The following is a 24,853-nucleotide window of genomic DNA, read 5'->3' as shown; positions in this document are numbered from 1 at the left end:
CATGACTGGGAACAATCTCGCGATCATCGTCCTCGCCGCAGGCCAGGGCACCCGCATGCGCTCGCGTCTTCCGAAGGTGCTGCATCCGATCGGCGGGCGTCCGCTCGTCGGCCACGTGCTGACCACCGCGACGCGACTCGGCGCCGATCACATCGAGGTCGTCGTGCGGCATGAACGCGACCAGGTCGTCGCCGCACTCGAGAAGGACTACCCGACCGCGGTCTTCATCGATCAGGACGACGTCCCCGGCACCGGACGCGCAGTTCAGGTGGCTGTCGACGCGCTCCCTGCCGACTTCGACGGCGACGTGCTCGTGCTCTCGGGCGACTGCCCTCTCGCGGATGCGGACACGCTGGGCTCATTCCTCGACGCGCACCGCGCCGCGGAGGCGGAGGCGACCCTCATGACCGCCGTGGTCGAGGACCCGACCGGCTACGGCCGCGTCATCCGCGACGCCGACGGCGGCGTCGATCGCGTCGTCGAGCAGAAGGATGCGACGACCGAAGAAGCTGCCGTCAGCGAGATCAACGCGGGCATGTACGTGTTCCGCGTCTCGACGCTCCGCAAGTACCTGCCGTCGGTGGGCGTCGACAACGCGCAGGGCGAGATGTATCTGACCGACGTGCCGGGGCTCCTCCGCCGCGATGGCAGCCGTGTGGCGGCATCCGTCGTCTCCGACGTCACCGTCACCTACGGCGTCAACGACCGCGCTCAGCTCGCGGAGGTCGGTCGTCTGCTCAACCGCCGCATCGTGCGGCGCTGGCAGCTCGAGGGCGTCACCGTGATCGATCCTGCGACGACGTGGATCGACGACGACGCGACCCTCGCGCCCGACGTCACGATCCTCCCGAACACGCACATCCTGCGGGCGACGACGATCGCCGAGGGCGCCATCATCGGACCGGACACCACCCTCGTCGACTGCGAGGTGGGAGAGGACGCGATCGTCCGCCGCACCGATGCGACGCTCGCGGTGATCGGTGCCGAGGCCACGGTCGGACCGTTCTCGTTCCTGCGGCCGGGCACCGTCCTGGGGGCCAGAGGCAAGATCGGCGCCTACGTCGAGACCAAGAACGCCGAGATCGGCGAAGGCAGCAAGGTGCCGCACCTGTCATACGTCGGAGACGCGACCATCGGGCGAGGCGTCAACCTCGGTGCGAGCACGATCACCGCGAACTACGACGACGTGAACAAGCACCGCACTGTGGTCGAGGACGAGGTGCACACCGGCTCGCACACGACCCTCGTCGCGCCCGTTAGGCTGGGAGCCGGCGCCAAGACAGGTGCTGGCGCTGTCGTCCGCAAGGACGTCCCCGCCGGCTCCCTTGCCATGAGCGTCGCCCCTCAGCGCAACATCGAGGGTTGGGTCGAGAAGAACAGGGCAGGCACGGGCGCGGCAGACGCCGCAGCCCGAACCCGAGTGGCGGAGTAGGCAGAACGATGGCGCGCAAGAAGAAGACGGTCGATCTGGACAGGGACAACGGCATCGCTCCGGGTCTCGTTGCCAAGACCAAGAAGCGACTCGTGGTCGCAGGTGGTCGATCGCACCCCGAGCTCACCGCGGCGGTGGCCGCGTCGCTCGGAACAGAGGTCGTGCCGACCGAGCACCGCACCTTCGCATCCGGTGAGATCTACGCGCGGTTCGAGGTGTCGATCCGAGGCTGCGACCTCTTCCTGATCCAGACCTTCGGTGAGCCGGTCAACGAGTGGCTCATGGAGACCCTCATCATGATCGACGCCGCGAAGCGCGCGTCCGCCAAGCGCATCACCGTCGTCGCCCCGTACTATCCGTATTCGCGTCAGGACAAGAAGGGCCGCGGCCGTGAGCCGATCAGCGCCCGCCTCGTCGCCGACCTGCTGAAGACCGCCGGCGCAGACCGCGTGATGAGCGTCGACCTGCACGCCGCACAGATCCAGGGCTTCTTCGACGGTCCCGTCGACCACCTGTTCGCCAAGCCCGTGCTGCTCGAGTACTTCCAGCGCACGCTGAGCCCCGCCGACCGAGAGATCCTCACGGTCGTCTCGCCCGACATGGGTCGTGTCCGCGTGGCCGACACATGGTCCGACAGCCTCGGCGCCCCGCTGGCGATCATCCACAAGCGACGCGACCCGAAGGTCGCGAACCAAGTCTCGGTGCACGAGATCGTCGGAGCGGTCGAGGGTCGCACCTGCCTGCTCGTCGACGACATGATCGACACCGGTGGAACCATCGTGAAGGCCGCGCAGGCGCTCAAGGCCAACGGCGCGCATCGCGTGATCGTCGCCGCGACGCACGCGATCTTCAGCGATCCGGCCTCGGAGCGTCTGCAGGACGCCTCGATCGACGAGGTCGTGATCACCGACACGATCCCGCTCACCGAGTCGCGTCGCTGGGACAAGCTGACGGTCCTCCCGATCGCCCCGATGCTCGCGCGTGCGATCCACGAGGTCTTCGAAGACGGATCCGTCACGAGCATGTTCGGCGGAGACGCGTAAGCGACTCATATATCGGGCACAGCCTGCACATAGACAGGCTCCCTACGGTCGAATCAACACATCGATCAAGGCCGGGAGGACCATCATGATCCGCACGACTGTACCGACTTCTGTTCGCAAGAGCGCCGCCCTGGTCGGCGTCGCCGGGCTCCTCGTGCTCGCCGGTTGCTCCGGCACCGCGGATGCCGAAGACCAGTCCACCGACGCCGGAACCGACACGAGCACCGAGTCGACGGATTCGGGCGCATCGACGAGCGGCGACTACACCGACGGCACGTACACGGCCGACGGTTCGTACCAGACCCCCGAGACGGTCGAGAAGATCAGCGTGACCCTCACCGTCGCCGACGGCCTGGTCACCGAGGTCGAGGTGACCGGTGACCCGCAGGCACGCGAGAGCGAGCAGTACCAGGGGCAGTTCATCGACGGGATCTCGGATGAGGTCGTGGGCAAGTCGCTCGACGAGATCGAGGTCAGTCGAGTGGCCGGATCGTCGCTCACCAGCGGCGGGTTCAACGAGGCCGTCGAGTCGATCAAGGAGCAGGCGGCCGCCTGAGGCGCCTGACCACGTATGGCGATCTGGCGTTTCGACGCGATCGGCACGGCCTGGGAGATCGAGACGTCGCACGAGCTCGACGAGCATGACCGTGAGCGAGTCGGGGCCGAGATCGACCGGTTCGACCGAGAGTGGTCGCGGTTCCGTGACGACTCCTCGGTCACCCGGGTCGGCCGTGACGGCGGCTCGATCTCCTCGCCTGATGCGGGAACCATGCTCGATGCCTTCCGCGAGCTGTCCCGCGCGACCCACGGGGCGGTCAACCCGCTCGTCGCCGACAGCCTGTCGGCCCTGGGCTACGACTCGTCGTACTCGCTCGTCGCGCACGATCCCGTCGCTGCGCCCGGCGACTGGACGTCCCTGCTGGACTGGACGCCGGGGGAGGCCACGGCATCCGTTCCCGCCCTCCTCGATGTCGGCGCCCTCGGCAAGGGACGCCTCGTCGACGTCGTCGCCGCGGTGCTGTCCGACGTTCCCGGGAGTCTCGTGGTCGATGCCGGCGGTGACATGAGAGTTCGCGGCGAAGTCGTTCGGGTGGGCCTCGAGCATCCATACGATCCGACGAAGGCGATCGGAGTGATCGAACTGCAGAATGCCGCGCTGTGCGCCTCGGCGGTCAATCGCCGTGCGTGGGGCGACGGACTGCATCACGTCCTCGACGCTCGCACCGGCGTGCCCGTGCGGACATGGGCGGCCACGTGGGCGATCGCCCCCGACGCGATGCGAGCGGACGCGGTCGCGACAGCGCTGTTCTTCGAGGGCGGGCCAGAGATCGCCGCATCGTGGGGCGTGGAGTGGGTGCGGATGACGACCGACGGGCGGGTGGAACGCTCGACCGGCTGCCCCGCTCAGCTGTTCACCACCCGCCGTTGAATCAACGAAGTAGGGAAGAGTAGACCTGTGATCACCTCCATCACCGCACTGCGGCAGCGGGTCCTTGCGTTGCTCGGCGGCATCTCGATGTATCGCCTGGTGCTGTTCGCGCTGCTGACGCTGGCGCTCATCGCTGTGGTGCTCTCAGCTCTCGGCGTGATCGTCTCACCCACGCCGGTCGAGATCCTCGCATCCTTCGTCGTCCTGGCCATGGTCATCTCGCTGGTGGACGCAGCGGCCCAGAGAATCCTGCGCCTTCCGTGGCGTATCGAGTCGTCGCTGGTCACCGCGCTGATCCTGCTCTTCGTGCTCCGCCCCGGCATCGAGCCGAATGCCCTGCTCGGCCTCGCCATCGCCGGGGCTGTCGCGAGCCTCTCCAAGTACCTGATCGCGTGGCGAGGTCGGCACATCCTCAACCCGGCGGCGTTCGGCGCTGCCGTCGTGTCGATCCTCGGGTCGTTCGGAGCGTTCGAATGGCTCGGGACCTCGTCGTCCTGGTGGGTGGGCACCCCGTCACTCTTCATCCCCGTCCTGATCCTCGGGCTCGCCGTGCTGTGGCGCACCGAGAAGGTGCGGATCGTCGTCGTGTTCCTCGTCGTCGCCATCGCCGTCTCGGTCCTTCGTCAGGCCGTGCAGGCGCAGGAGTTCGCGATCGACTTCGACGCCGGCTCCGCCCTCTCGTTCGCGATCCTGCAGTCTCCGTTCCTGTTCCTCGGTGCGTTCATGCTGTCGGAGCCGTTGACTCTGCCGCCGCGCCGGTGGCAGCAGTTCTCGGTGGCAGTTCTCGTCGGCGTGCTCGCCGGCTGGCCGATCGCGATCGGCGGCCTCTTCACGCTCGGGCAGGAGCGTGCTCTGCTCATCGGAAACCTCCTGGCCTTCGCCTTCGCGCTGCGCGGATCCGTGCGTCTCGTGCTCGAGAAGCGGCAGTTCATCACGCCGACGGCTCAGGAGCTGACGTTCCACGCGAAGGGCACGCTGAAGTTCCTGCCGGGGCAGTACCTCGAGCTGGACGTGCCGCACTCCCGCCCGGATGCGCGCGGAACCCGTCGCGAGTTCAGCATCGTCTCGGCGCCCGCCGACCTCCCGACGCTGCGCATCGCCTACAAGGACGGCAATCAGAAGCATCCCTCGAGCTACAAGCGCGCGCTGGCGGCCGCCGAGCCGGGTGCTGCGCTCGCGGTGACCGGCACATGGGGCGACTTCCTGCTTCCACGCGCCGAGACCCCGGTGCTGATGGTGGCCGCGGGCATCGGCGTCACGCCGTTCGTGTCGCAGCTGCGACAGCTGATGATGACCGAGCAGCAGCGTGACGTGGTTCTCGTCTACGTGGCATCCGACAGCTCGGAGCTCGCGTTCCGCGATGAGCTGGCCGCGACCGGTGCGCGCGTGATCGTGTTCACCCGGGACGAGCCTGTCGACCTGCCCTCGCGCTGGACCTGGGCCCAGGGTGTGCGCCTCGACGCGGCGGCTCTCGAGCACTACGTCCCGGACATCGGCGAGAGGCATTCCTACATCTCCGGCCCGCCGCGGCTGATCGCCGACCTCGCTCCCGCCCTGCAGAAGGCGCGGTCGCTCACGACAGACGCCTTCGCCGGGTACTGAGTCCGGTCTGTTCGGTGTCGCCCGGCGCCACGTGCAGGACGCCAGCACGTTCTGCGGGCCGGTTGTCCTGATTCCGTCCTGCATTCGTGCCTCGGTCCTGCAAGCAAGCGGTACAGGCTGTGCGTCGCCGAAGCGCGCCGTAGATCGCGGGGGTGGGTCGTCCTGTGCCGCCTGCAGGACCCAGGCACGTTCTGCGGGGTGGTTTTCCTGATTCCATCCTGCATTCGTGCCTTGGTCCTGCAACCGGTACGTCAGATGCGTGCGCGAAGGCGATCGACGGCCGCAAGGATGGCGGCTTCCACGACCGGCCAGTCGTGGACGATCATCGCGTAGTCGAAGCGCAACGTCTCATATCCCTGCCTGGATGCCTCCGCATCGCGCAGCAGATCTCGATGGCGGTGCGATGCGCTGTCGTGATTCTCCGCCCCGTCGGCTTCGAGGATGAGCAGCTCATGGAGCACGAAGTCCACGCGCCCGACCGAAGCAATGTCGACCTGACATTCGAGATGGATCCCGAGCAGGTGAAGCCGAAGACGAAGCAGCGACTCGAGGCCGCTGTCGGCATCCGTCCGAGCCAGATCGACCAGCCACCGAGCCTTCGCCGGGAGGCGGGATCGGATGCGGGCGCGCCCTGCCGCTCCGATCTTGCGCAGCTGCAGGGCCGACTCGATCGAGACGAAGAACGACTCATCGCCCTTGCAGAGATAGACGTGCACAAGGGCGTCCTCGAGGGGAGCGAGGCCGAGAACCGTCCGTCCGCCGAAGTAATGGCCGGTGCAGGTGCATGCGATGTGGTGGTTTCGGCCGTGAGTGCCGAGCCAGACATGCGGATTCGTATCGTCCTCGAGCGTCCAGATGCCGTGCAGCCGCAGTACACGAGAACAGGTCAGTGCGCCTCCGTGCGCGGCAGAGGTGAGAACGTCGGCGGGAGCGGATGGCGTCGCGAACACGCCGTTGCGGACGCGAGTGATCGTGCCGTCGCGAACGGCTGATGAGAGCATCCGTCTGCTCAGCCCGAACTGGCGAAGAGTCGTACCCCTGGCCAGATCACCCAGGTGAGAGAGGACGTGTGCGGCGGTCGGCATCTGATCGATCCTGCCCGTTCTGAGGCGGGGGACGGATCGGAATCGAGGGTCGTGGAAGGTATCGGCTGATAGCCCGACCTGTGCAGAAGAGAAATCGTGGGTCCGTGCCGTCGTCTGCTTCACCGTCTGCAGGATGAGAGCACGGTTGCAGGACCGAGGCCGCCCCCGTTCGTCCCGCGAACGTGCCGCGGCCCCGCAACCGGCCCTGGGGGAGGGCCGGCGCAAAGAGGGGCGTGTTCCGTCTGCAGGATGAGAGCACGGTTGCAGGACCGAAGTCGTCGGTTCGCCTTGCAGAAGTGCCTCGGTCCCGCAGACGGCTCTGCGGGACCGAGGGGAGACGAAGACGCGGTCAGTCCGAGGCGGACGCCGGATTGATCGGGAGCCGCACGCTGAAGGTCGTGTCTCCGGGCTCGCTGTCGACCGTGAGGTGACCGCCGTGTCCTTCGACGATCGCCTTCGCGATGGCCAGTCCGAGCCCCGTGCCGCCGGTCTGGCGGGCGCGGGAGCTGTCACCGCGGGCGAAGCGTGCGAAGAGCTCCTCTCGCACCCCGGGGTCGATGCCCGGGCCGTTGTCGTGCACGCGCAGCACGGCCTCGTCGCCTTCGCGGGCCACGCTGAGGGTGATCGACGTACCGGCAGGCGTGTGCGTCCGCGCATTCGCGAGCAGGTTCGCGACGACCTGGTGCATGCGGCCCGCATCGCCGACGATGACGATGGGCTCGTCCGGCGCCTCGATGTTCCAGTGGTGGTCGGCTGCGGTCGGGCGCGCGTCGGAGAGCCCCTCCAGCGCGAGCTGCGTCAGATCGACGGTGCCGTAGACGAGTTCCCGTCCCTCGTCGAGACGGGCGAGCAGCAGCAGATCCTCCACCAGGCGCGTCATGCGCAGGGACTGGGCCTGGATGCGCTCGAGCGACGTCGTGGTGCTCTCGACGGCCGCCTCTCCGCCCTGCTGCTTCAGCGCACGCAGAGAGAGCTCGGAGTAGCCGCGGATCGACGACAGAGGTGTGCGCAGCTCGTGGCTCGCGTCGGCGACGAACCGACGCATCCGCTCTTCATTCTTCTGACGGGAGGCGAGAGAGGCGTTGACATGGTCGAGCAGCTTGTTGAGGGAGGAGCCGACGAGACCCGTCTCCGTCCGCGGATCGGCCTCCGCGGCAGGCACCCGCTCGGTGATCTGCACCTCTCCGCGGTCGAGGGGCTGGTTCGCCACCCGCGTCGCCGTCGCGGCGACCGCACGCAGCGGTCTCAGCCCGACGCGAATCGTGATCGCCGTCGTGAGCGCGAGGAGGATCAGACCGCCGATCGTCGCGAGGGCGATCACGGTGAGCAGTGTGGCCAGCTGATTCTGGATCTCGGTCCGGGGGAGACCGGTGACGACATTCACACCGTTGGGCGCCTGCTTCGCGAAGACCATGTAGGAACCGAAGTCGTCCAGGGCGACGGTGGCGCTGGGCTGGCCGGCAAGTGCCGCGTCGATCCGTTCGAGGTCCGCGCTGGTCAACTTCTGCGGGACGCCGCCCCACTCGTCTTTGGTGTCGGGGAAGAGCACGCCGCTGGTGCCGCCCTCCGTGCTGGACACCGCCAGCAGGAGTCCCGGAACCCGCGCATCGTTGATCTCGAGGATGTTGTCCATGTTCGCGAACTGGGCCGGTACCCGGCTGACCCACTGCGTCACCTGATTCGAGTAGCTGTGCAGGCGATCCTCGAGCTGCCGTTCGAGCGTGCTGCCGAGCAGCGCACTGGTGATCACGGCGACGATCACGAGGATGAGCGAGACGAAGCCGATCACGGCTGTCATCAGCCGTGTCTGCAGACTCATCGGCCGTCTGGCCATCCCCGTGCTGCTCACTGAGGCGCCTTGATCATGTAGCCGACACCGCGCACGGTGTGCAGCAGCGGGGTGCGTCCGGCGTCGATCTTCTTGCGGAGGTACGAGATGTACAGCTCGACGACCGAGGACTTGCCGCCGAAGTCGTAGCTCCACACGCGATCGAGGATCTGCGCCTTCGACAGCACTCTGCGTTCGTTGCGCATGAGGTAGCGGAGCAGCTCGAACTCGGTCGCGGTCAGCTCGATCTCGGTGCCATCGCGCATGACCTCGTGGCTGTCCTCATTGAGGGTGAGGTCGGCGACGCGGAGGATCGACTGACCGTCGTCGGCGGTCGCATGTCCCGTGCGACGGATGATCGCGCGCAGACGTGCGATGACCTCTTCGAGGCTGAACGGCTTGGTGACATAGTCGTCGCCGCCGGCGGTGAGGCCGGCGACGCGGTCGCCCACGGCATCCTTCGCGGTCAGGAACAGCACGGGCACGAGGCTGCCCGACTCGCGGAGGCGCCGCAGCACGGCCATGCCGTCGAGGTCGGGCATCATGATGTCGAGCACGAGAGCGTCGGGTTCGAACTCGCGCGCGACCTGCAGAGCTTCGAGGCCGGACGACGCCGTGCGCACCTCCCAGCCCTCCATCCGCAGAGCCATCGCGAGGAGGTCGGTGAGCATCTGCTCGTCGTCGACGGCGAGGATGCGCAGGGCGGAGCCGTCGGGGCGGCGCAGTTCGGGAAGATCGGTGCTCATGAGTACATTCTGCGGAATCACCTATGGGTTTTCTATGGAGTTCGCTATGCGTCGCCTGTGAGAAAGCACCCATAGCCTTCTCATCATCGGTCCCTCGATCTCGCAAAAGTCCGGTCTTTAGCGTCGACATCGGCCCCGCGAACGGCGCGGCAGAAGGAGACACATGTACGGGACATATCTACGGCGCGAGTTGGCGGGCCGCAAGAAGCAGACGGTGATCGTCGCGATCGGACTCGCGATCGCGATCGCCCTGGTGATCATCGTGAACGCCCTCACGGCAGGAGTTCGGGATGCGCAGGCGCAGGCGCTGGAATCGGTGTACGGCGTGGGCACCGACCTCACGGTCACCGGTGCCGCGGCGGAACCGGGGGAGGGCGGCGGGCAGCGCTTCGACTTCGGCTCGGAGGACGGCGCGACCGAGGGCGACACGACCACACTGAGCCAGTCGACTCTCATGACGGACTTCATGCGCGGCACGCTCGACGCGTCCGTGCTCGACACGGTGAACTCGACGGATGGCGTGACGGCGGCATCCGCTGCTCTCAGCCTCACGAACTCGACGTTCTCGGGCGAGCTGCCCAGCGGCGGGTTCGGTGAGCAGGACGCCACGACAGAGGGCACTGCGCCGGCCGAGGGTCAGGCGCCGCCGCAAGGTGGAGCGGGTGGCACGGGTGGCGGCTCGTTCGGCGTCGATTCGTTCACCGTGCTCGGCATCGACCCGGCCGTGACGTCAGTGGGTCCGCTCGCCTCGGTCGAGGTCGGCGATGGCCGGGCTCTCGACACGGAAGACGCCGGGGCACTCGTCGCGCTCGTCGACGCGACGTACGCGACCACGAACGAGATCGCCGTCGGCGACACGATCGACGTCGCAGGCTCCGATGTGGAGATCGTGGGGATCGTGGCTTCCGCCGCGGACTCCGCCGACACCGCTGCCGACGTCTATCTGCCCCTCGACACGGCGCAGGATCTCTCCGGCGCCGGAGACGTCGTCTCCACGGTGTACGTGCAGGCCGAGTCCGCATCGTCGATCGACGCGGTGCAGGCGGCCCTCGCAGAAGAGCTGCCCGACGCGACGATCACCTCGCAGTCCGAGCTCGCCGCCACCGTCTCCGGTTCGCTGTCCAGTGCCACGTCGCTGATCACGAACCTCGGCACCTGGCTGTCGATCATCGTGCTCGCCGTGGCCGTGCTGCTCTCGGTGCTGCTGACGCTGTCCGGCGTCTCGCGCCGCACCCGCGAGTTCGGCACGCTCAAGGCGATCGGCTGGTCGAACGGTCGCGTCGTGCGCCAGGTCGCGGGCGAGTCGATGGTCCAGGGACTGATCGGTGGCGTCGTGGGGCTCGCACTCGGCATCGCCGGCATCGTTGTGATCGATCTCGTGAAGCCGACCGTCGCGGCTGCTGCCGCGAGCACTGCGGAAGGTGGCCCCGGCGGGATGGGCGGCGGGCCCACCGGAGGTGGCGACATGTTCCAGACGCAACAGGCGGCCGACATCGTGCTGCAGGCACCGTTCACACCGTGGGTGCTGGTCGCCGCGGTCGGCCTCGCCGTGCTCGGCGGTCTCGTGGCAGGAGCATTCGGAGGCTGGCGCGCGGCGCGCCTCAGCCCGGCAGAGGCACTGCGCTCCGTCGCCTGACGGACGCTCGATCACCCATCGCACGACAAGGAGATACGACATGACCGTCGCAGACATCGCCCCTTCCGCGAGCGGCACGGATGCCGCGGCGCCGCTGTACCGCGCGCAGGGTGTCACTCGCACGTACACGCAGAAGGGACGCACGGTGAAGGCGCTCACGGGGGTCGACCTCACGATCCTTCCCGGTGAGTTCGTCACCATCCAGGGGCCGACAGGAGGGGGCAAGTCGACTCTCCTGCAGATGCTGGGCGCGCTCGACAAGCCCTCCTCCGGCTCGTTGAAGCTCGGTGACATCGAGCTGGCGTCGGCATCCGCGAGGGAGCTCAGCCGCATCCGTGCCCAAGAGATCGGCTTCGTGTTCCAAGGGTTCAATCTCATCCCCACGCTGACGGCGGCCGAGAACGTGGACATGGCCCTCGAGCCCACCGACCTGAGCCGGACCGAACGGACGGGTCGCGTCGCCGAGGCTCTCGCTCACGTCGGGCTCGCCGACCGCGGCGACCACCTGCCCACCGAGCTGTCGGGCGGTCAGCAGCAGCGTGTGGCGATCGCGCGGGCGATCGTGAAGCGACCCCGCGTGCTGCTCGCGGACGAGCCCACAGGCAACCTCGACGAGAGCATGCGCGATGAGATCCTCACGCTGCTCCAGGGGCTGTGCGCGGAAGGGATCACCATGATCGTCGTCACTCACGACTCGGCGGTGGCGCGCCGGGCCACCAGACGCCTTCGGCTGGCGAAGGGCACGGTGCAGGACATCACCCGGTGAGACATGACGAAGGCCCCGGCGGAATCGCCGGGGCCTTCGTCATGTCTGCGACGCGCTCAGTGCGTGTCTTCGGCTTCGATCTCGGTGCGGTCGCCCGACCACTGCGTGTGGAAGGTGCCCGGCTTGTCGATGCGCTTGTAGGTGTGCGCCCCGAAGAAGTCGCGCTGGCCCTGCACGAGGGCTGCGGGGAGGCGGTCGGCGCGGATGCCGTCGTAGTACGACAGCGACGACGAGAACGCCGGAGCCGGGATGCCGGCCTGTGCCGCCGCGACCACGACGCGACGCCACGGCGCCTGAGCGCGCGTGATCGCCTCGGTGAAGTACGGAGCCGTCAGCAGCACGGGAAGACCGGGCTCTGCCGCGTATGCGTCGGCGATGCGGTTGAGGAACTGCGCACGGATGATGCAGCCGCCGCGCCAGATCTTGCTGATGGCGCCCAGGTCGATGTTCCAGCCGTATTCGGCAGCGCCCGCGCGGATCTCGTCGAAGCCCTGCGAGTACGCGACGATCTTCGATGCGTAGAGCGCGAGACGGACGTCCTCGATGAAAGCGGCCTCGTCAGCGACGACGAACTCCTCGTCCGGGCCCGGGAGGGCTCCGGCGACCTCGCGCTGCTCGGGGTGCGACGACAGCGAGCGGGCGAACGTGGCCTCGGCGATGCCGGAGACGGGAACGCCGAGCGACAGCGCGGTCTGGACGGTCCACGCTCCGGTGCCCTTGGCTCCGGCCTGGTCGAGGATGACGTCGACGAGCGGCTTGCCGGTCTCGGCATCGACCTGGCGCAGCACCTCTGCGGTGATCTCGATCAGGTACGACTCGAGCTCGCCCTTGTTCCATTCGGCGAAGATCTCGGCGATCTCGGCGGGCGACTTGCCCGTGCCGCGGCGGATGAGGTCATAGGCCTCGGCGATGAGCTGCATGTCGGCGTACTCGATGCCGTTGTGCACCATCTTGACGAAGTGTCCGGCACCGTCGTGTCCGACGTGCGTGACGCACGGCTCGCCCTCGGCGATCGCGGCGATCGACTTGAGGATCGGGCCGAGGGTGATCCACGACTCGTCCGAGCCGCCGGGCATGATCGACGGGCCCGTGAGTGCGCCCTCCTCGCCGCCCGAGATCCCGGCGCCGACGAAGTTGATTCCGGTCTCACGGACCGCCTTCTCGCGGCGGATCGTGTCGGGGAAGTACGCGTTGCCGCCGTCGACGATGATGTCGCCCGGCTCGAAGACCTCGACCAGCGAGTCGATCACGGCGTCCGTCGGGCCGCCGGCCTTGACCATGATGATCGCGGTGCGCGGCTTCTGCAGCGAGTCGGCGAACTCCTGGTAGGTCTGGGCGGGGATGAAGCCGGCCTCAGGGTGATCGGAGACGAGCGTCGCGGTCTTCTCGTAGCTGCGGTTGAAGATCGCCACCGTGTTGCCCTCGCGGCTGGCGAGGTTGCGGGCGAGGTTCGAACCCATGACGGCGAGTCCGACGACTCCGATGTTCGCTGATGCTTCGGGCACAGATGGCTCCTAGATCGAGAAGAAGGGGATGCTCCCAGATTATCGCGGCGTCCGGGGTGGTGCTCCCGTGTGACGGGTGGTGACGGACGCGAGGAGGTCAGTCCTTGCGGTATCCCGAGCGCCCCAGGGAGAACAGGGCCGCGAAGGTGAAGCCTGCGGCGCACACGGTCATCGCGCCGATGAGCCAGGCGATCGCGTGGGAGAAGAAGACGCCGTCGAGCATGAGAGAACTCCGTGTTCTGCAGAGAGGGGATCGGTGTTCTCAGCCTACCGGCTCATCCGGTACCATGAGAGGAGTACCTCGGCGAGGGATGCTTCTGCGCGTGCGCTGGCATCCGTTATCGACGCGGCGAAGCAAGCCGGTGGCTTTCCTCACGTGTCTGCGTTCGAGAACAATTCCAAGACCACCGCGTAGCTGTCGCTGCGTGCCCCGAAGGAGAACCCCATGTCTGAAGACACCAAGGTCAAGGCCGAGCTCCGCGAGAGCTTCGGCAAGGGCTTCGCCCGTCGTCTGCGCGCCGCAGGCAAGATCCCCGCCGTGATCTACGGCCACGGCACCGACCCGGTGCACGTCGCACTGCCCGGCCACCAGGTCTCGCTGATCATCCGCCGTGCGAACGCTCTGCTCGAGCTCGACATCGACGGCAAGGACCAGCTCGCCCTCGTCAAGGACGTCCAGCGCGACCCGGTGCACCAGATCATCGAGCACATCGACCTGCTCGTCGTCCGCAAGGGCGAGAAGGTCACGATCGACGTTCCCGTCGTCGTCACCGGAGAGTCGGCTCCCGGAACGATCGTCAACCAGGACGCGAACACGCTGTCGATCGAGGCCGAGGCCACGCATCTTCCGCAGAACGTCGAGGTCTCGGTCGAGGGTCTCGAGGACGGCACGCACATCACCGCCGCCGAGGTCAAGCTCCCCAAGGGCTCGACGCTGCTGACCGACCCCGAGGTTCTCGTCGTCGCGATCTCGATCCCGGCCGAGGAGTCGCTCGAAGAGGACGAGGCCGGCGCCGACGAGGCTGCCGCCGAGGAGGCTCCCGCCGCGGAGTGATCTCCGCAGGCGCAGCGCACAGCTGACTGCAACACAGAGGGGGCGCGAGCATATCGCGCCCCCTCTGTCGTATTCTGACCCGGGCACCGCGAAGGGCCCGCATTCCGAGAGGACGACCACATGGCATCCACCTGGCTCGTGGTGGGACTCGGCAACCCCGGCCCCCGATACGCGGATACGCGTCACAACATCGGCCAGATGGTCGTCGATGAGCTCGCATCACGCCGCGGCGAGAACTTTCGGGAGCACAAGGGCGGCGCGCGCGTCGTCGAGACCTGGCTGCGCCCGGGCGGCGACAAGCTCGTGCTCGCCAAGCCGAACACGTTCATGAACGTGTCCGGGACGCCGGTCGCCGCCCTGGCGCGGTTCTACTCGGTGCCGCCGGAGCAGATCATCGTCGTCCACGATGAGCTCGACATCCCGTTCGACACCGTCAAGCTCAAGATCGGCGGAGGCCACGGCGGGCACAACGGCGTCCGAGACATCGCCCGTGCCATCACCACTCCGGATTTCCCGCGGGTGCGGGTCGGCATCGGTCGACCGATGGGGCGCCAGGACCCCGCGGACTGGGTGCTCTCGCCGTTCGGCAAGGACGAGCGTGCGAACCTGCCCATACTCGTGTCCGACGCGGCGGACGCGGTCGAGCTGCTCGTCGAGGACGGACTGCTCGCCGCTCAGCAGAAGCACCACGCTCCACGGTGAGACACGGGGCGGTGCACCCGTCGCGTGCCCCGCGGCTACGGCAGGAAGCCGGTCGCCGTTCCCGTCGACAGTGTCACCAGCAGCACGACCCAGAAGATGATCGGGCCGAGCACGGCGACCACGAGGGCGGCGATGCCCGCACCGCGCGCCTGCTTCTTGCGAATGGCGATGATGCCGATGACGATGGCGGCGATGCCGAGGATGGTCCCCGTCCAGAACGAGATCTCCGCCCACAGGACTTGGTCCCTCGCGGGAGAGAGGATCGACAGGAAGTCCGGTGCCGTCGTGTCGAGACCGCCCGGAAGACGACGTCCGATCTCGAAGCCCATGATGCCGGCGACGATCGGTGTGACCACGGCTGCCACGATCGCCAGGACCAGAGCCAGGATGCCGAGCAGCCCTGACTTCTTCTCCGCGATCACCGGTGCCTGGTATGCGCCCGCGGGCGCTGCGTAGCCTCCGACCGGAACCTGGTAGGCGCCGGGAGGAGCCGCCTGCGGTGCGGGAGCGCCTTGGTACGAGGGTGGAGCACCCTGATAGGCCGGGGGAGCGCTCTGGTATGCGGGCGGCGCCGGGGGAGTCGACGAGTACGCAGCGGGCGCTGGCGGCACGGGCGGAGCGAAGTGCTGCTGCTCGTCGGCCGATCGGGGCGCGGGAGGCACAGGGGGGACGGCACCGGACGGGGGCTGCTGCGGATCAGTCACGCCCCCATCCTATGGCTGGCCAGGTCAGACGCGACGAAGCAGTCCGACCCGGTCGTAGACCGCTCCGAGAGTGGCGTCGGCGACCGCATCCGCACGTGCGGCGTTCTGCGCGAGGATCCGATCGAGTTCAGCAGGGTCGTCGAGCAGCTCGAGCGCGCGGGCACGCACCGGCTCGAACTCGTTCACGACGACCTCGGCGAGTCCCTTCTTGAAGTCCCCGTAACCGCGGCCCGCGTACTCATCCTCGATCGCCGGAACCTGACGTCCCGACAGCGCGGCGTAGATGGTCAGCAGGTTGGACACGCCGGGCTTGGTGTCGCGGTCGAAGCGCACCGATCCTTCGTTGTCCGTGACGGCCCGCATGATCTTCTTCGCCGACTTCGCCGGGTCGTCGAGCATCCAGAGGACTCCCGCATCGCTCTCGGCGGACTTCGACATCTTCGACGTCGGGTTCTGCAGGTCGTAGATGCGCGCCGTGTCCTTCTGGATCACGGGGCGGGGCACGACGAACGTGTCCCCGAAACGGGAATTGAAGCGCTCGGCGAGGTCGCGGGTCAGCTCGACGTGCTGCTTCTGGTCGTCGCCGACCGGCACGACATCGGTCTGATACAGCAGGATGTCAGCTGCCATCAGCACCGGGTAGGTGAAGAGACCGACGCTGGTGGCATCCGCTCCGTAGCGCGCTGACTTGTCCTTGAACTGCGTCATGCGACCGGCTTCTCCGAAACCGGTGATCGTCGACAGGATCCAGGCCAGCTCGGCGTGCGCGCGGACGTGAGACTGCACGTAGAGCGTCGAGAGGGAGGGCTCGATGCCGGCGGCGATGTACTGAGCAGCGGTGCGGCGGGTCTTCTCGCGCAGCTCGGCGGGATCCTGTGCGACGGTGAGCGCATGCAGATCGACGACGGAGAAGTATGCGTCGTACGAGCTCTGCAGATCCCGCCACTGCAGGAGCGCTCCGATGTAATTGCCGATCTGAAGCGAGTCGGCGGAGGGCTGCATTCCTGAGTAAAGGCGAGGTTTCGTCACGACATCAATCCTAGGCGGCGCCGGTCGTGCCGGACCGCGCGAACCGGGTCCGTCCGAACCCGGGCGCCGCCTGCTGTTCAGTAGGTGTAATCGACGACCACCGGAGCATGGTCGCTCCAGCGCTCGTCATAGGCGGCCGCGCGGGCGACGTGATAGGCAGTGACCCGTTCGGCGAGAGCCGGAGTGGCGAGGTGGTAGTCGATGCGCCACCCGGAATCGTTGTCGAACGCCTGCCCGCGCATCGACCACCAGGTGTACGGCCCCTCGACCTCGCCGTGGAACACCCGGCCCACGTCGACCCAGCCGAGACCGGTGCCGGTCGAGCCGTCGACGCCCTCGACGGTCTCACCCGCCGCTCCGAGGAATCTGTCGAAGTACGCCCGCTCACGGGGCAGGAATCCCGCCTTCTTGCGGTTGCCGCGCCAGTTCTTGATGTCGAGTTCGCGGTGGCCCACGTTCAGGTCCCCGGTGACGAGCGCGAGTGCCCCGTCGTCCGCGCCGAGCTCGGCCAGCCGGGCACCGAACGCGTCGAGGAACTTCCACTTCTCCTCCTGCTTCGGAGTGTCGGCCTCGCCGCTGTGCACGTAAGCGCTCACGACCGTGAGAGGGCGGTCGCCGATCAGGAAGTCCGCTTCGATCCAGCGACCCTTCGAGTCGAAGTCGGCATCGCCGAAGTCGGTGCGCGAGGCGAGAGCCGGCAGCCGGCTGGCGATGGCCACGCCGGCGCGACCCTTGGCGGTCGCCTCGTCGTGCACGAACGTCCATCCGGGCAAGGCCGCTTCGAGATGCTCGTCCTGGCCGCGGACCTCCTGCAGAGTGAGGACGTCGACGTCTGCCGCGTCGAGCCACGCGCTCATGCCATTGCGAGCCGCCGCTCGGATCCCGTTGACATTGACCGTGGCGATTCGCAGATGAGGCATGGTTCCAGCCTAACGAGCGCCACCGACATCGCGTGTCCGCTGCAGCTCGGCCAGCAGCCGCTGCGCGAGTGGCGACGCGGTGTCGACGGGCGGGGGCGCGGACGCCTCCAGCTCCGCCAGTTCCCGCTCCGCCGCATGCACGGCTCGACGCGCGCCCCATACGCCGTACCAGGGTGCGGTGTCGCGTGCCGCGTGCGCGTCGCGGACGCGGATGCGGGCGGCCATGAGCAGGGTCTCATGCTCGACGATCCGACGCTCGGCCTCGGACTGAGCCAGCAGCGGCAGATCTCGATCCTGTGCGGCGACGGCGATCCATGACGATGCCACGAGCATCACCACCCCGTTCACCCGGAACCACAGCAGCAGGCCGATGAAGATCGCGAACGTCGCCAGAAGCGGGTTGGAGGGCGTGTAGCTGAGGAGGAATCCTGCACCGTACTGCAGCACCGTCATCGCGGCGCCGCCGAGGATCGCGCCGGGCCAGATCGTGCGCCAGTGGAGCGTCGTCCCCGTGAGGAAGCGCACCATCGCGGCCAGAGCGGCGGACATCAGGACGAATGACACGATGACCGTGCCGATGCGGATGCTGAGGTTCAGCCCGTCGGATCCCGAGTCCCAGCCGAGGAGGCTCAGGAGCCAGCTCAGCATCGCCGCGCTGGCGGAGCTGAGGATCGACCCCACGATGAGCGAGACCCCGAAGATCAGCGCGGCGAGAAGGTCCCGGGCCTTGAGGATCACGTAGCTGCGAGTGTCTGGGGGGAGGCCGAAGATGTCCCTCGTGGCGCGACGCGAGAAGGTCACCCATCCGATCGCGGTCCAGATCACCGTGCCGAGGGCGATGAGACCTGTCACTCCCAGCAGGCTGGCCGTGCTCGCAGCGATCTCCTTCACCTGATCCGGGGTGAACACCCCGCCCTGATCGAGGATCAGATTGGGAACGTAGCTGTTGATGATGACGATCAGACCGTCGACCGCCTCCGTGCTGCCACCGAGCCAGATGCCGATGATGGCGAAGGCGAGGTACACAGCCGCGAAGATCGCGAAGAGGGCCTGATAGCTCACCCCGGCAGCGAGAAGGAATCCGTTGTGCTGCAGGAAATGACGCCAGACACGCACGGGGAACAGGCCCAGAGTGCGCTGGGTCAGAGCGGTCGCCCTCTCCACAGCCGCGTCCAGGCGACCGGGCTCGGGGGCGGCGTGGTGTTCGGACACGTCCTCACCCTATCCAAGCGACGAGAATGGGCGGGCACCCATCAGGGTGCCCGCCCGTTCTCAGGTCGGCGACGGTGTCAGGGACGACCGCGCAGGACTGCCTGCTTGACCTCGGCGATGGCCTTCGTGACCTCGATGCCGCGGGGGCACGCCTCGGAGCAGTTGAAGGTCGTGCGGCAGCGCCAGACGCCCTCCTTGTCGTTGAGGATGTCGAGACGGACCGCAGCGTTGTCGTCGCGGGAGTCGAAGATGAACCGATGCGCATTCACGATCGCCGCCGGTCCGAAGTACTGTCCGTCGGTCCAGAAGACCGGGCACGACGAGGTGCATGCGGCGCACAGGATGCACTTGGTGGTGTCATCGAAGATCTCGCGATCGGCGATGCTCTGGACGCGCTCCTTGCCCTTCTCTGGCACCGAGTTCGCGACGAGGAACGGCTGCACCTCGCGGTACGACGCGAAGAAAGGCTCCATGTCGACGACGAGGTCCTTCTCGAGAGGCAGACCCTTGATCGCCTCGACGTAGATCGGCTTCGAGATGTCGAGATCCTTGATCAGCGTCTTGCAGGCGAGGCGGTTACGGCCGTTGATGCGCATGGCGTCGGAGCCGCAGATGCCGTGGGCGCACGAGCGCCGGAACGTCAGCGACCCGTCGACCTCCCACTTGATCTTGTGCAGTGCGTCGAGGACGCGGTCCGTGGAGTAGAGCTCCACGTCGTAGTCGACCCAGTGCGGCTCGGAGTCGATCTCCGGATCGAACCGGCGGATGTTGAACGTGACGATGAAGGACTGGATGCCCGTCTCCTCCGTCGTGTCCGCGGGAGCTTCGGCGATGGCGTTCGACATGCTCAGTACTTCCTCTCCATCGGCGGGTAGTTCAACTCGCCCTGCTCGTTCTTCGTGAAGACGACCGGCTTCCAGTCGAGCTTGATGTGATCGCTCGGAGTGGAGGAGTGCGGGTCACCCGTCAGGTAGGCCATCGTGTGCTGCATGTACTTCTCGTCGTCACGCGTGGGGAAGTCGTCGCGCATGTGGCCGCCACGGCTCTCCTCACGGTTCTGAGCCGCGTAGACGACGACCTCCGCGATGTCGAGGAGGAAGCCGAGCTCGACAGCCTCGAGCAGGTCGGTGTTGAACCGCTTGCCCTTGTCGTCGACGTGCACGTTCTTGTAGCGATCGCGCAGCTCGGCGATCACGCCGAGGACGTGCTCGAGCGAGTCGTGCGTGCGGAACACCTGCGCGCCCTTGTCCATCTCGTCCTGGAGCGCCTTGCGCAGGACGGCGATGCGCTCGGTTCCCTGGTTGTTGCGCAGGCCCTCGAGCATGTCGGAGACGAATGCCGCGGGGTTCTCGGGCAGCGGCACGAACTCGGCGGTCTTGACGTACTCCACCGCGTTGCGTCCTGCGCGCTTGCCGAACACGTTGATGTCGAGCAGCGAGTTGGTTCCGAGCCGGTTGGCGCCGTGCACCGAGACGCACGCGCATTCGCCGGCCGCGTAGAGGCCGGGCACGACGGTGGTGTTGTCGGCGAGCACCTCGGCGGCGTTGTTGGTGGGGATGCCGCCCATCGCGTAGTGCGCGGTCGGCATGACCGGAACCGGCTCCACGACCGGGTCGACGCCGAGGTACGTGCGTGCGAACTCGGTGATGTCGGGCAGTTTGGTCTCGAGGACCTCTGCGCCGAGGTGGGTGCAGTCGAGCAGCACGTAGTCCTTGTGCGGGCCGGCACCGCGGCCCTCCGCGACCTCCTGGACCATGCAGCGCGCGACGATGTCACGAGGCGCGAGGTCCTTGATGGTCGGAGCGTAGCGCTCCATGAAGCGCTCGCCCGATGCGTTGCGCAGGATCGCGCCCTCGCCTCGCGCTCCCTCGGTGAGGAGGATGCCGAGGCCGGCGAGACCTGTCGGGTGGAACTGGAAGAACTCGAGGTCCTCGAGGGGGAGGCCCTTGCGCCAGACGATGCCGACTCCGTCACCCGTCAGGGTGTGGGCGTTGGAGGTCGTCTTGAAGATCTTGCCGAAGCCGCCGGTCGCGAAGATCACGGCCTTGGCCTGGAACACGTGCAGCTCGCCCGTCGAGAGGTCGTAGGCGACGACGCCTGAGACCTGGGTCTTGCCGTCGGCATCCTTCACCGTGAGCAGATCGAGCACGTAGAACTCGTTGAAGAAGTTGATGCCGAGCTTGACGCAGTTCTGGAAGAGCGTCTGCAGGATCATGTGGCCGGTGCGGTCAGCGGCGTAGCACGCCCGGCGCACCGGGGTCTTGCCGTGCTCGGCGGTGTGGCCGCCGAATCGACGCTGATCGATCTTGCCCTCGGGCGTGCGGTTGAAGGGGAGACCCATGTTCTCGAGGTCGATGACCGCGTCGATCGCCTCCTTGGCGAGGATCTCCGCCGCATCCTGGTCGACGAGGTAGTCGCCGCCCTTGACCGTGTCGAAGGTGTGCCACTCCCAGCTGTCCTCCTCGACGTTGGCCAGCGCCGCCGCCATGCCGCCCTGCGCCGCACCCGTGTGCGAGCGAGTGGGGTAGAGCTTGGAGATGACCGCGGTCTTCGCGCCGGAGCCGGCCTCGATGGCCGCTCGCATGCCGGCGCCGCCGGCGCCCACGATGACGATGTCGAACTGGTGGTAATGCACGCCGTCGCGCACGACGGAATCCTGGGTCTCGGTAGTCACTTCTCGTATGCCTTCTCTTCTACTTGCCCAGCGTCTGGCACTGTTCCCACAGTGTGCTCGACTCGGTCACGCCGAGGCACGGGTCGAAGGTGAAGACGACCAGGGTGCCGAGGATGATGAGCAGCGCCGCGGCCAGGCCGAGGGCCCAGGTCAGCGCCTTGCGAGCGGTGTTGTTCGTCACGTAGTCGTTGACGATCGTGCGCATGCCGTTGGCGCCGTGGATCAGTGCCAGCCACAGCATCAGGACGTCCCACCACTGCCAGAACGGCGTGGCGAACTTGCCCGCGATGAACGCGAAGTCGAGGGCATGGATGCCCTCGCCGACCATCAGGTTGATGAAGAGGTGGCCGAAGATCAGCACGACGAGCACGACGCCCGAGGCGCGCATGAACACCCAGCCCCACTTCTCGAGGTTGAAGCCGCGCTGACGGCGGATGGGCGCGGCGACGGTCTGAGCGGCCATCAGTGTCCTCCTCCGAAGCCGGCGAACGCGAGCATCAGGTGACGCGGCACGAAGCCGGCCATGATGATGCCCCAGACGAGGAGCACGCCCCAGAACAGCTGACGCTGGTACTTCGCGCCCTTCGACCAGAAGTCGACGGCGATGATGCGGAGGCCGTTCATCGCGTGGAACACGATGCCTGCGACCAGCACGACCTCGCCGAGGGCCATGATCGGGTTCTTGTAGGTTCCGATGACCGCGTTGTAGGCCTCGGGCGACACCCTGATGAGTGCAGTGTCGAGCACATGCACCAACAGGAAGAAGAAGATGGCGACTCCGGTGATGCGGTGAAGCACCCACGACCACATGCCCTCGCGACCCCGGTAGAGGGTGCCGCGCGGCGTCTTGGAAGTGGTTTCCGAAATCGACGGTGTCAAGCGAGCGCTTGTGGACACGGTCGTCCTCCCTGGATCGATGTGACTCGGTCGCGTGCGATGCGTCTTCCAAGCGTGAGCCTGCTGTCGTCAGGCACGGCCGATCGGACACCATCCTATTCCCGTGTGACGGGTGCGGGCGACGAAGGCGAGCCTAAGTGTCTCGATGTCGAGAGGTTTCGTCGGGATACCCTGACTCTGTGAGCGAACCTATCGAGGACTTCTACGCCGTCATTCCCGCCGGCGGCATCGGCAGCAGGCTGTGGCCTCTGTCCCGCGCGGACGCGCCGAAATTCCTGCACGACCTGACCGGCTCGGGGCACTCGCTGCTCCGGGACACCTGGGACCGGCTCGAGCCACTGGCCGGCGCCGATCGCATCGCCGTCGTCACCGGCCGGGCTCACCGGGCGGCGGTAGAGGCCGAACTGCCCGGAATACCGGATCTGAACGTCTTCCTCGAGTCCGAGCCGCGGGAGTCCGCCGCTGCGATCGGCCTCGCCGCGGCGATCCTGCACCGCCGTGATCCCGACGTCATCATCGGATCCTTCAGCGCCGACCATGTGATCCGCGGCACGCGGGTGTTCGAGTTCGCCGTGCGCGACGCCGTGGAGGTCGCGCGCGAGGGGTACATCTGCACGATCGGCATCTCGCCGACCGAGCCGGCCGTCGGCTTCGGCTACATCAAGAAGGGGCCGGAGCTGGTCGTCGACGGCGCGCGCGAGGCAGCCCTCGTCGAGAGCTTCGTGGAGAAGCCCGACCTCGCCACGGCTCAGGCGTACATCGCGGATCGCGGCTACCTCTGGAACGCGGGCATGTTCATCGCGAAGGCGAGCGTCCTCCTCGACGAACTCGCGGCCAACGAGCCGGAACTCCACGCCGGCCTGATCGAACTCGCCGAAGCCTGGGATGATCGCGATCGTCGGGGGTCTGCGGTCGATCGCATCTGGCCGGGACTGAAGAAGATCGCGATCGACTATGCGGTGGCCGAGCCGGCGGCACGTCGCGGACGCCTCGCGGTCGTGCCAGGACACTTCGACTGGGACGACGTCGGGGACTTCGCCTCCCTCACCAAGCTCATCACGAACGGGCGCAAGAACGATCTGGCCGTGCTCGGCCCGAACGCCAGGGTGCTCTCCGACGCGGCCAGCGGCATCCTGGTCAGTCAGACATCGAGGGTGATCAGCCTCGTGGGCGTGCAGGACATCGTCGTGGTCGACACACCGGACGCTCTGCTCGTGACGACGGTGCAGCACGCGCAGCGCGTGAAGGGCGTGGTGGAGTCCCTGAAGCTGACCGGACGGGGCGACGTGCTCTGATGAGCAGGGGTCGCCGCTCATCGGCTGTCTTGGTTTCAGGTTTGTAACCATTCGTCAGCGCCTCGCCCTCGCACGTGCACAAAAGTCGAAACACTAGGTAACTTTGAGCGATCCGCGAGGGCCGCGGCACCGTTCAGGAGGCATGAGTTGACCATCTCCACCACCAAGAAGCTGCTCGGCGCAACCATCGCCGCTGGCGTCGTCTTCGCACTCGCCGGCTGCGGCCAGGCTCCGACCGAATCGGGCGGCACCGGCGGCGGCGAGGCTGAGTCCGACTTCCTTCCCTGCCTCGTCTCGGACGCGGGCGGCTGGAACGACAAGTCGTTCAACCAGTCCGCCAAGGAGGGCATGGACCGTGCCGCTGACGAGCTCGGCGTCAAGCCGCTCGAGTTCGAGTCGGCCAACGACAACGACTACGCGCCCAACCTCGAGACCGCCGTCTCGGAAGGCTGCTCGCTCATCGTCGCCGTCGGCTTCAAGCTGTCGGCCGCGACCGTCGAGTCGGCGCTGGCGAACCCCGAGATCAACTACGCGATCATCGACGACTACGCGGACAACGACTTCGACGGCACCACCGATGCCCCGAACATCAAGCCCCTCGTCTTCGACACCGCTCAGGCCGCCTACCTCGGCGGATACGCCGCTGCCGGCTGGTCGGCTGAGTCCGGCGTGAACAAGGTCGGCACCTTCGGCGGAATGCAGATCCCGTCGGTCGCCGTGTTCATGGACGGCTTCCAGCTCGGTGTCGAGAAGTACAACGAGGACAAGTCGGGCGCCGTCGAGGTCTTCGGCTGGGACACCGCCACGCAGAAGGGCTCGTTCACCGGTGGCTTCGACGCCAACGACACGGCCAAGCAGACCGCTCAGGGCGTGCTCGACCAGGGCGTCGACGTCATCCTTCCCGTCGGCGGACCGATCTACCAGAGCGCTGCGGCCGCTATCGCGGACAGCGGCAAGGACACGCTCCTCGTCGGTGTCGACAGCGACCTCGCCGTCGCCGATGAGAGCGTGGCGGACGTCACCCTCTTCTCGATCATGAAGGCCATCGACGTCGCGGTCGAGGATGCGACGATCGCCGCGTCCGAGGGCGACTTCGACCCGGCTCCCTACGTCGGCACGCTTGAGAACGAGGGTGTGAAGCTCTCGGGCTTCGGTTCCTTCGAGGGTGACCTGCCCGACGGACTGCTCGACGAGATCTCGGCTCTGCAGGAGCAGATCATCGCCGGCGACATCACGGTGGAGTCCCCGAACTCCCCGTAATTCATCGAGTTCCAGCGCGGGGCGAGTGGTGCAC

At 67.3% G+C, this 24,853-nt stretch carries 24 protein-coding genes; 11 read left to right on the top strand and 13 right to left on the bottom strand.

Annotation, left to right across the window (positions count from 1 at the left end; all coding sequences use genetic code 11):
* Position 1 precedes the first annotated feature (1 nt).
* The 5 genes from glmU (at position 2) to AKG07_RS07045 (ending at position 5,506) form a co-directional block, all read left to right on the top strand.
* Entirely contained in the window at positions 2 to 1,432 is a 1,431-nt protein-coding gene (gene glmU / locus AKG07_RS07065; RefSeq protein WP_053097058.1) for a bifunctional UDP-N-acetylglucosamine diphosphorylase/glucosamine-1-phosphate N-acetyltransferase GlmU, read from the top strand.
* 8 nt (positions 1,433 to 1,440) lie between these two features.
* A complete protein-coding gene (locus tag AKG07_RS07060) occupies positions 1,441 to 2,475 on the top strand; it encodes a ribose-phosphate diphosphokinase (protein ID WP_053097056.1) in 1,035 nt (344 codons plus the stop codon).
* An 85-nt stretch (positions 2,476 to 2,560) separates the two neighbouring features.
* Entirely contained in the window at positions 2,561 to 3,031 is a 471-nt protein-coding gene (locus tag AKG07_RS07055) for an FMN-binding protein (protein ID WP_053097053.1), read from the top strand.
* 15 nt (positions 3,032 to 3,046) lie between these two features.
* Complete coding sequence (locus AKG07_RS07050) at positions 3,047 to 3,904, top strand: FAD:protein FMN transferase (protein ID WP_053097052.1); 858 nt, start codon at positions 3,047 to 3,049, stop codon at positions 3,902 to 3,904.
* A gap of 27 nt (positions 3,905 to 3,931) precedes the next feature.
* Positions 3,932 to 5,506, top strand: coding sequence for an FAD-dependent oxidoreductase (locus tag AKG07_RS07045; RefSeq protein WP_053097050.1), 1,575 nt, complete (start codon positions 3,932 to 3,934; stop codon positions 5,504 to 5,506).
* A 251-nt stretch (positions 5,507 to 5,757) separates the two neighbouring features.
* On the opposite strand, the gene AKG07_RS07040 is transcribed toward AKG07_RS07045, so the two are convergent.
* From AKG07_RS07040 to AKG07_RS07030, 3 genes are all read right to left on the bottom strand, one after another.
* The gene (locus AKG07_RS07040; RefSeq protein ID WP_082297856.1) at positions 5,758 to 6,591 is read right to left on the bottom strand and encodes a type IV toxin-antitoxin system AbiEi family antitoxin domain-containing protein; all 834 of its coding nucleotides are present in this window, start codon (positions 6,589 to 6,591) and stop codon (positions 5,758 to 5,760) included.
* Between the two features lie 349 nt (positions 6,592 to 6,940).
* Positions 6,941 to 8,410, bottom strand: coding sequence for a sensor histidine kinase (locus AKG07_RS07035; RefSeq protein ID WP_053097046.1), 1,470 nt, complete (start codon positions 8,408 to 8,410; stop codon positions 6,941 to 6,943).
* Between the two features lie 26 nt (positions 8,411 to 8,436).
* A complete protein-coding gene (locus AKG07_RS07030) occupies positions 8,437 to 9,165 on the bottom strand; it encodes a response regulator transcription factor (RefSeq protein ID WP_053097044.1) in 729 nt (242 codons plus the stop codon).
* A 163-nt stretch (positions 9,166 to 9,328) separates the two neighbouring features.
* On the opposite strand from AKG07_RS07030, the gene AKG07_RS07025 reads away from it, so the two are divergent.
* Entirely contained in the window at positions 9,329 to 10,801 is a 1,473-nt protein-coding gene (locus AKG07_RS07025) for an ABC transporter permease (RefSeq protein ID WP_053097043.1), read from the top strand.
* Between the two features lie 40 nt (positions 10,802 to 10,841).
* Positions 10,842 to 11,567, top strand: coding sequence for an ABC transporter ATP-binding protein (locus AKG07_RS07020; RefSeq protein WP_082297855.1), 726 nt, complete (start codon positions 10,842 to 10,844; stop codon positions 11,565 to 11,567).
* Between the two features lie 56 nt (positions 11,568 to 11,623).
* Here AKG07_RS07020 and gndA read toward each other — a convergent pair whose 3' ends face one another.
* On the bottom strand, positions 11,624 to 13,072 hold the full coding sequence (gene gndA, locus AKG07_RS07015; protein WP_053097041.1) for an NADP-dependent phosphogluconate dehydrogenase: 1,449 nt from the start codon (positions 13,070 to 13,072) through the stop codon (positions 11,624 to 11,626).
* 97 nt (positions 13,073 to 13,169) lie between these two features.
* Positions 13,170 to 13,295, bottom strand: a complete 126-nt coding sequence (locus AKG07_RS18175) for a hypothetical protein (RefSeq protein WP_256381367.1) — start codon at positions 13,293 to 13,295, stop codon at positions 13,170 to 13,172.
* A gap of 222 nt (positions 13,296 to 13,517) precedes the next feature.
* Between AKG07_RS18175 and AKG07_RS07010 the strand changes: the two genes are divergently transcribed.
* Together AKG07_RS07010 and pth are read left to right on the top strand one after the other, a co-directional pair.
* On the top strand, positions 13,518 to 14,126 hold the full coding sequence (locus tag AKG07_RS07010) for a 50S ribosomal protein L25/general stress protein Ctc (RefSeq protein WP_053097039.1): 609 nt from the start codon (positions 13,518 to 13,520) through the stop codon (positions 14,124 to 14,126).
* 120 nt (positions 14,127 to 14,246) lie between these two features.
* Positions 14,247 to 14,828 carry an aminoacyl-tRNA hydrolase gene (gene pth, locus AKG07_RS07005; RefSeq protein WP_053097037.1) on the top strand — a complete coding sequence of 194 codons (582 nt, stop codon included), beginning with the start codon at positions 14,247 to 14,249 and terminating at the stop codon, positions 14,826 to 14,828.
* A 35-nt stretch (positions 14,829 to 14,863) separates the two neighbouring features.
* On the opposite strand, the gene AKG07_RS18045 is transcribed toward pth, so the two are convergent.
* The 8 genes from AKG07_RS18045 to sdhC form a co-directional block, all read right to left on the bottom strand.
* A complete protein-coding gene (locus AKG07_RS18045; RefSeq protein WP_222839457.1) occupies positions 14,864 to 15,532 on the bottom strand; it encodes a hypothetical protein in 669 nt (222 codons plus the stop codon).
* Positions 15,533 to 15,556: 24 nt separating this feature from the next.
* A complete protein-coding gene (trpS, locus tag AKG07_RS06995; RefSeq protein ID WP_072591541.1) occupies positions 15,557 to 16,561 on the bottom strand; it encodes a tryptophan--tRNA ligase in 1,005 nt (334 codons plus the stop codon).
* Positions 16,562 to 16,638: 77 nt separating this feature from the next.
* The gene (locus AKG07_RS06990; protein ID WP_053097033.1) at positions 16,639 to 17,481 is read right to left on the bottom strand and encodes an exodeoxyribonuclease III; all 843 of its coding nucleotides are present in this window, start codon (positions 17,479 to 17,481) and stop codon (positions 16,639 to 16,641) included.
* 9 nt (positions 17,482 to 17,490) lie between these two features.
* Positions 17,491 to 18,693: a YihY/virulence factor BrkB family protein gene (locus tag AKG07_RS06985; RefSeq protein ID WP_053097031.1), complete on the bottom strand. Its 1,203-nt coding sequence runs from the start codon at positions 18,691 to 18,693 to the stop codon at positions 17,491 to 17,493.
* Positions 18,694 to 18,770: 77 nt separating this feature from the next.
* The gene (locus tag AKG07_RS06980) at positions 18,771 to 19,538 is read right to left on the bottom strand and encodes a succinate dehydrogenase iron-sulfur subunit (RefSeq protein ID WP_053097029.1); all 768 of its coding nucleotides are present in this window, start codon (positions 19,536 to 19,538) and stop codon (positions 18,771 to 18,773) included.
* A gap of 2 nt (positions 19,539 to 19,540) precedes the next feature.
* Positions 19,541 to 21,367 (bottom strand): succinate dehydrogenase flavoprotein subunit, encoded by a 1,827-nt coding sequence (gene sdhA / locus AKG07_RS06975; protein WP_053097027.1) that lies wholly within the window; start codon positions 21,365 to 21,367, stop codon positions 19,541 to 19,543.
* A 19-nt stretch (positions 21,368 to 21,386) separates the two neighbouring features.
* Entirely contained in the window at positions 21,387 to 21,830 is a 444-nt protein-coding gene (locus tag AKG07_RS06970) for a succinate dehydrogenase hydrophobic membrane anchor subunit (protein ID WP_053097025.1), read from the bottom strand.
* The gene (gene sdhC, locus AKG07_RS06965; protein ID WP_072591539.1) at positions 21,830 to 22,264 is read right to left on the bottom strand and encodes a succinate dehydrogenase, cytochrome b556 subunit; all 435 of its coding nucleotides are present in this window, start codon (positions 22,262 to 22,264) and stop codon (positions 21,830 to 21,832) included. Before sdhC ends, AKG07_RS06970 begins: the two co-directional genes overlap by 1 nt.
* A gap of 179 nt (positions 22,265 to 22,443) precedes the next feature.
* Between sdhC and AKG07_RS06960 the strand changes: the two genes are divergently transcribed.
* Positions 22,444 to 23,559, top strand: a complete 1,116-nt coding sequence (locus AKG07_RS06960; protein WP_053097023.1) for a mannose-1-phosphate guanylyltransferase — start codon at positions 22,444 to 22,446, stop codon at positions 23,557 to 23,559.
* A gap of 147 nt (positions 23,560 to 23,706) precedes the next feature.
* Complete coding sequence (locus AKG07_RS06955; RefSeq protein WP_053097021.1) at positions 23,707 to 24,819, top strand: BMP family lipoprotein; 1,113 nt, start codon at positions 23,707 to 23,709, stop codon at positions 24,817 to 24,819.
* Positions 24,820 to 24,853: the final 34 nt, after the last annotated feature.

The organism is Microbacterium sp. CGR1 (assembly GCF_001266755.1).
GTDB lineage: Bacteria > Actinomycetota > Actinomycetes > Actinomycetales > Microbacteriaceae > Microbacterium.
Note: the sequence above shows the minus strand (reverse complement) of the source record. Positions and strands in the feature narration are given on the sequence as shown.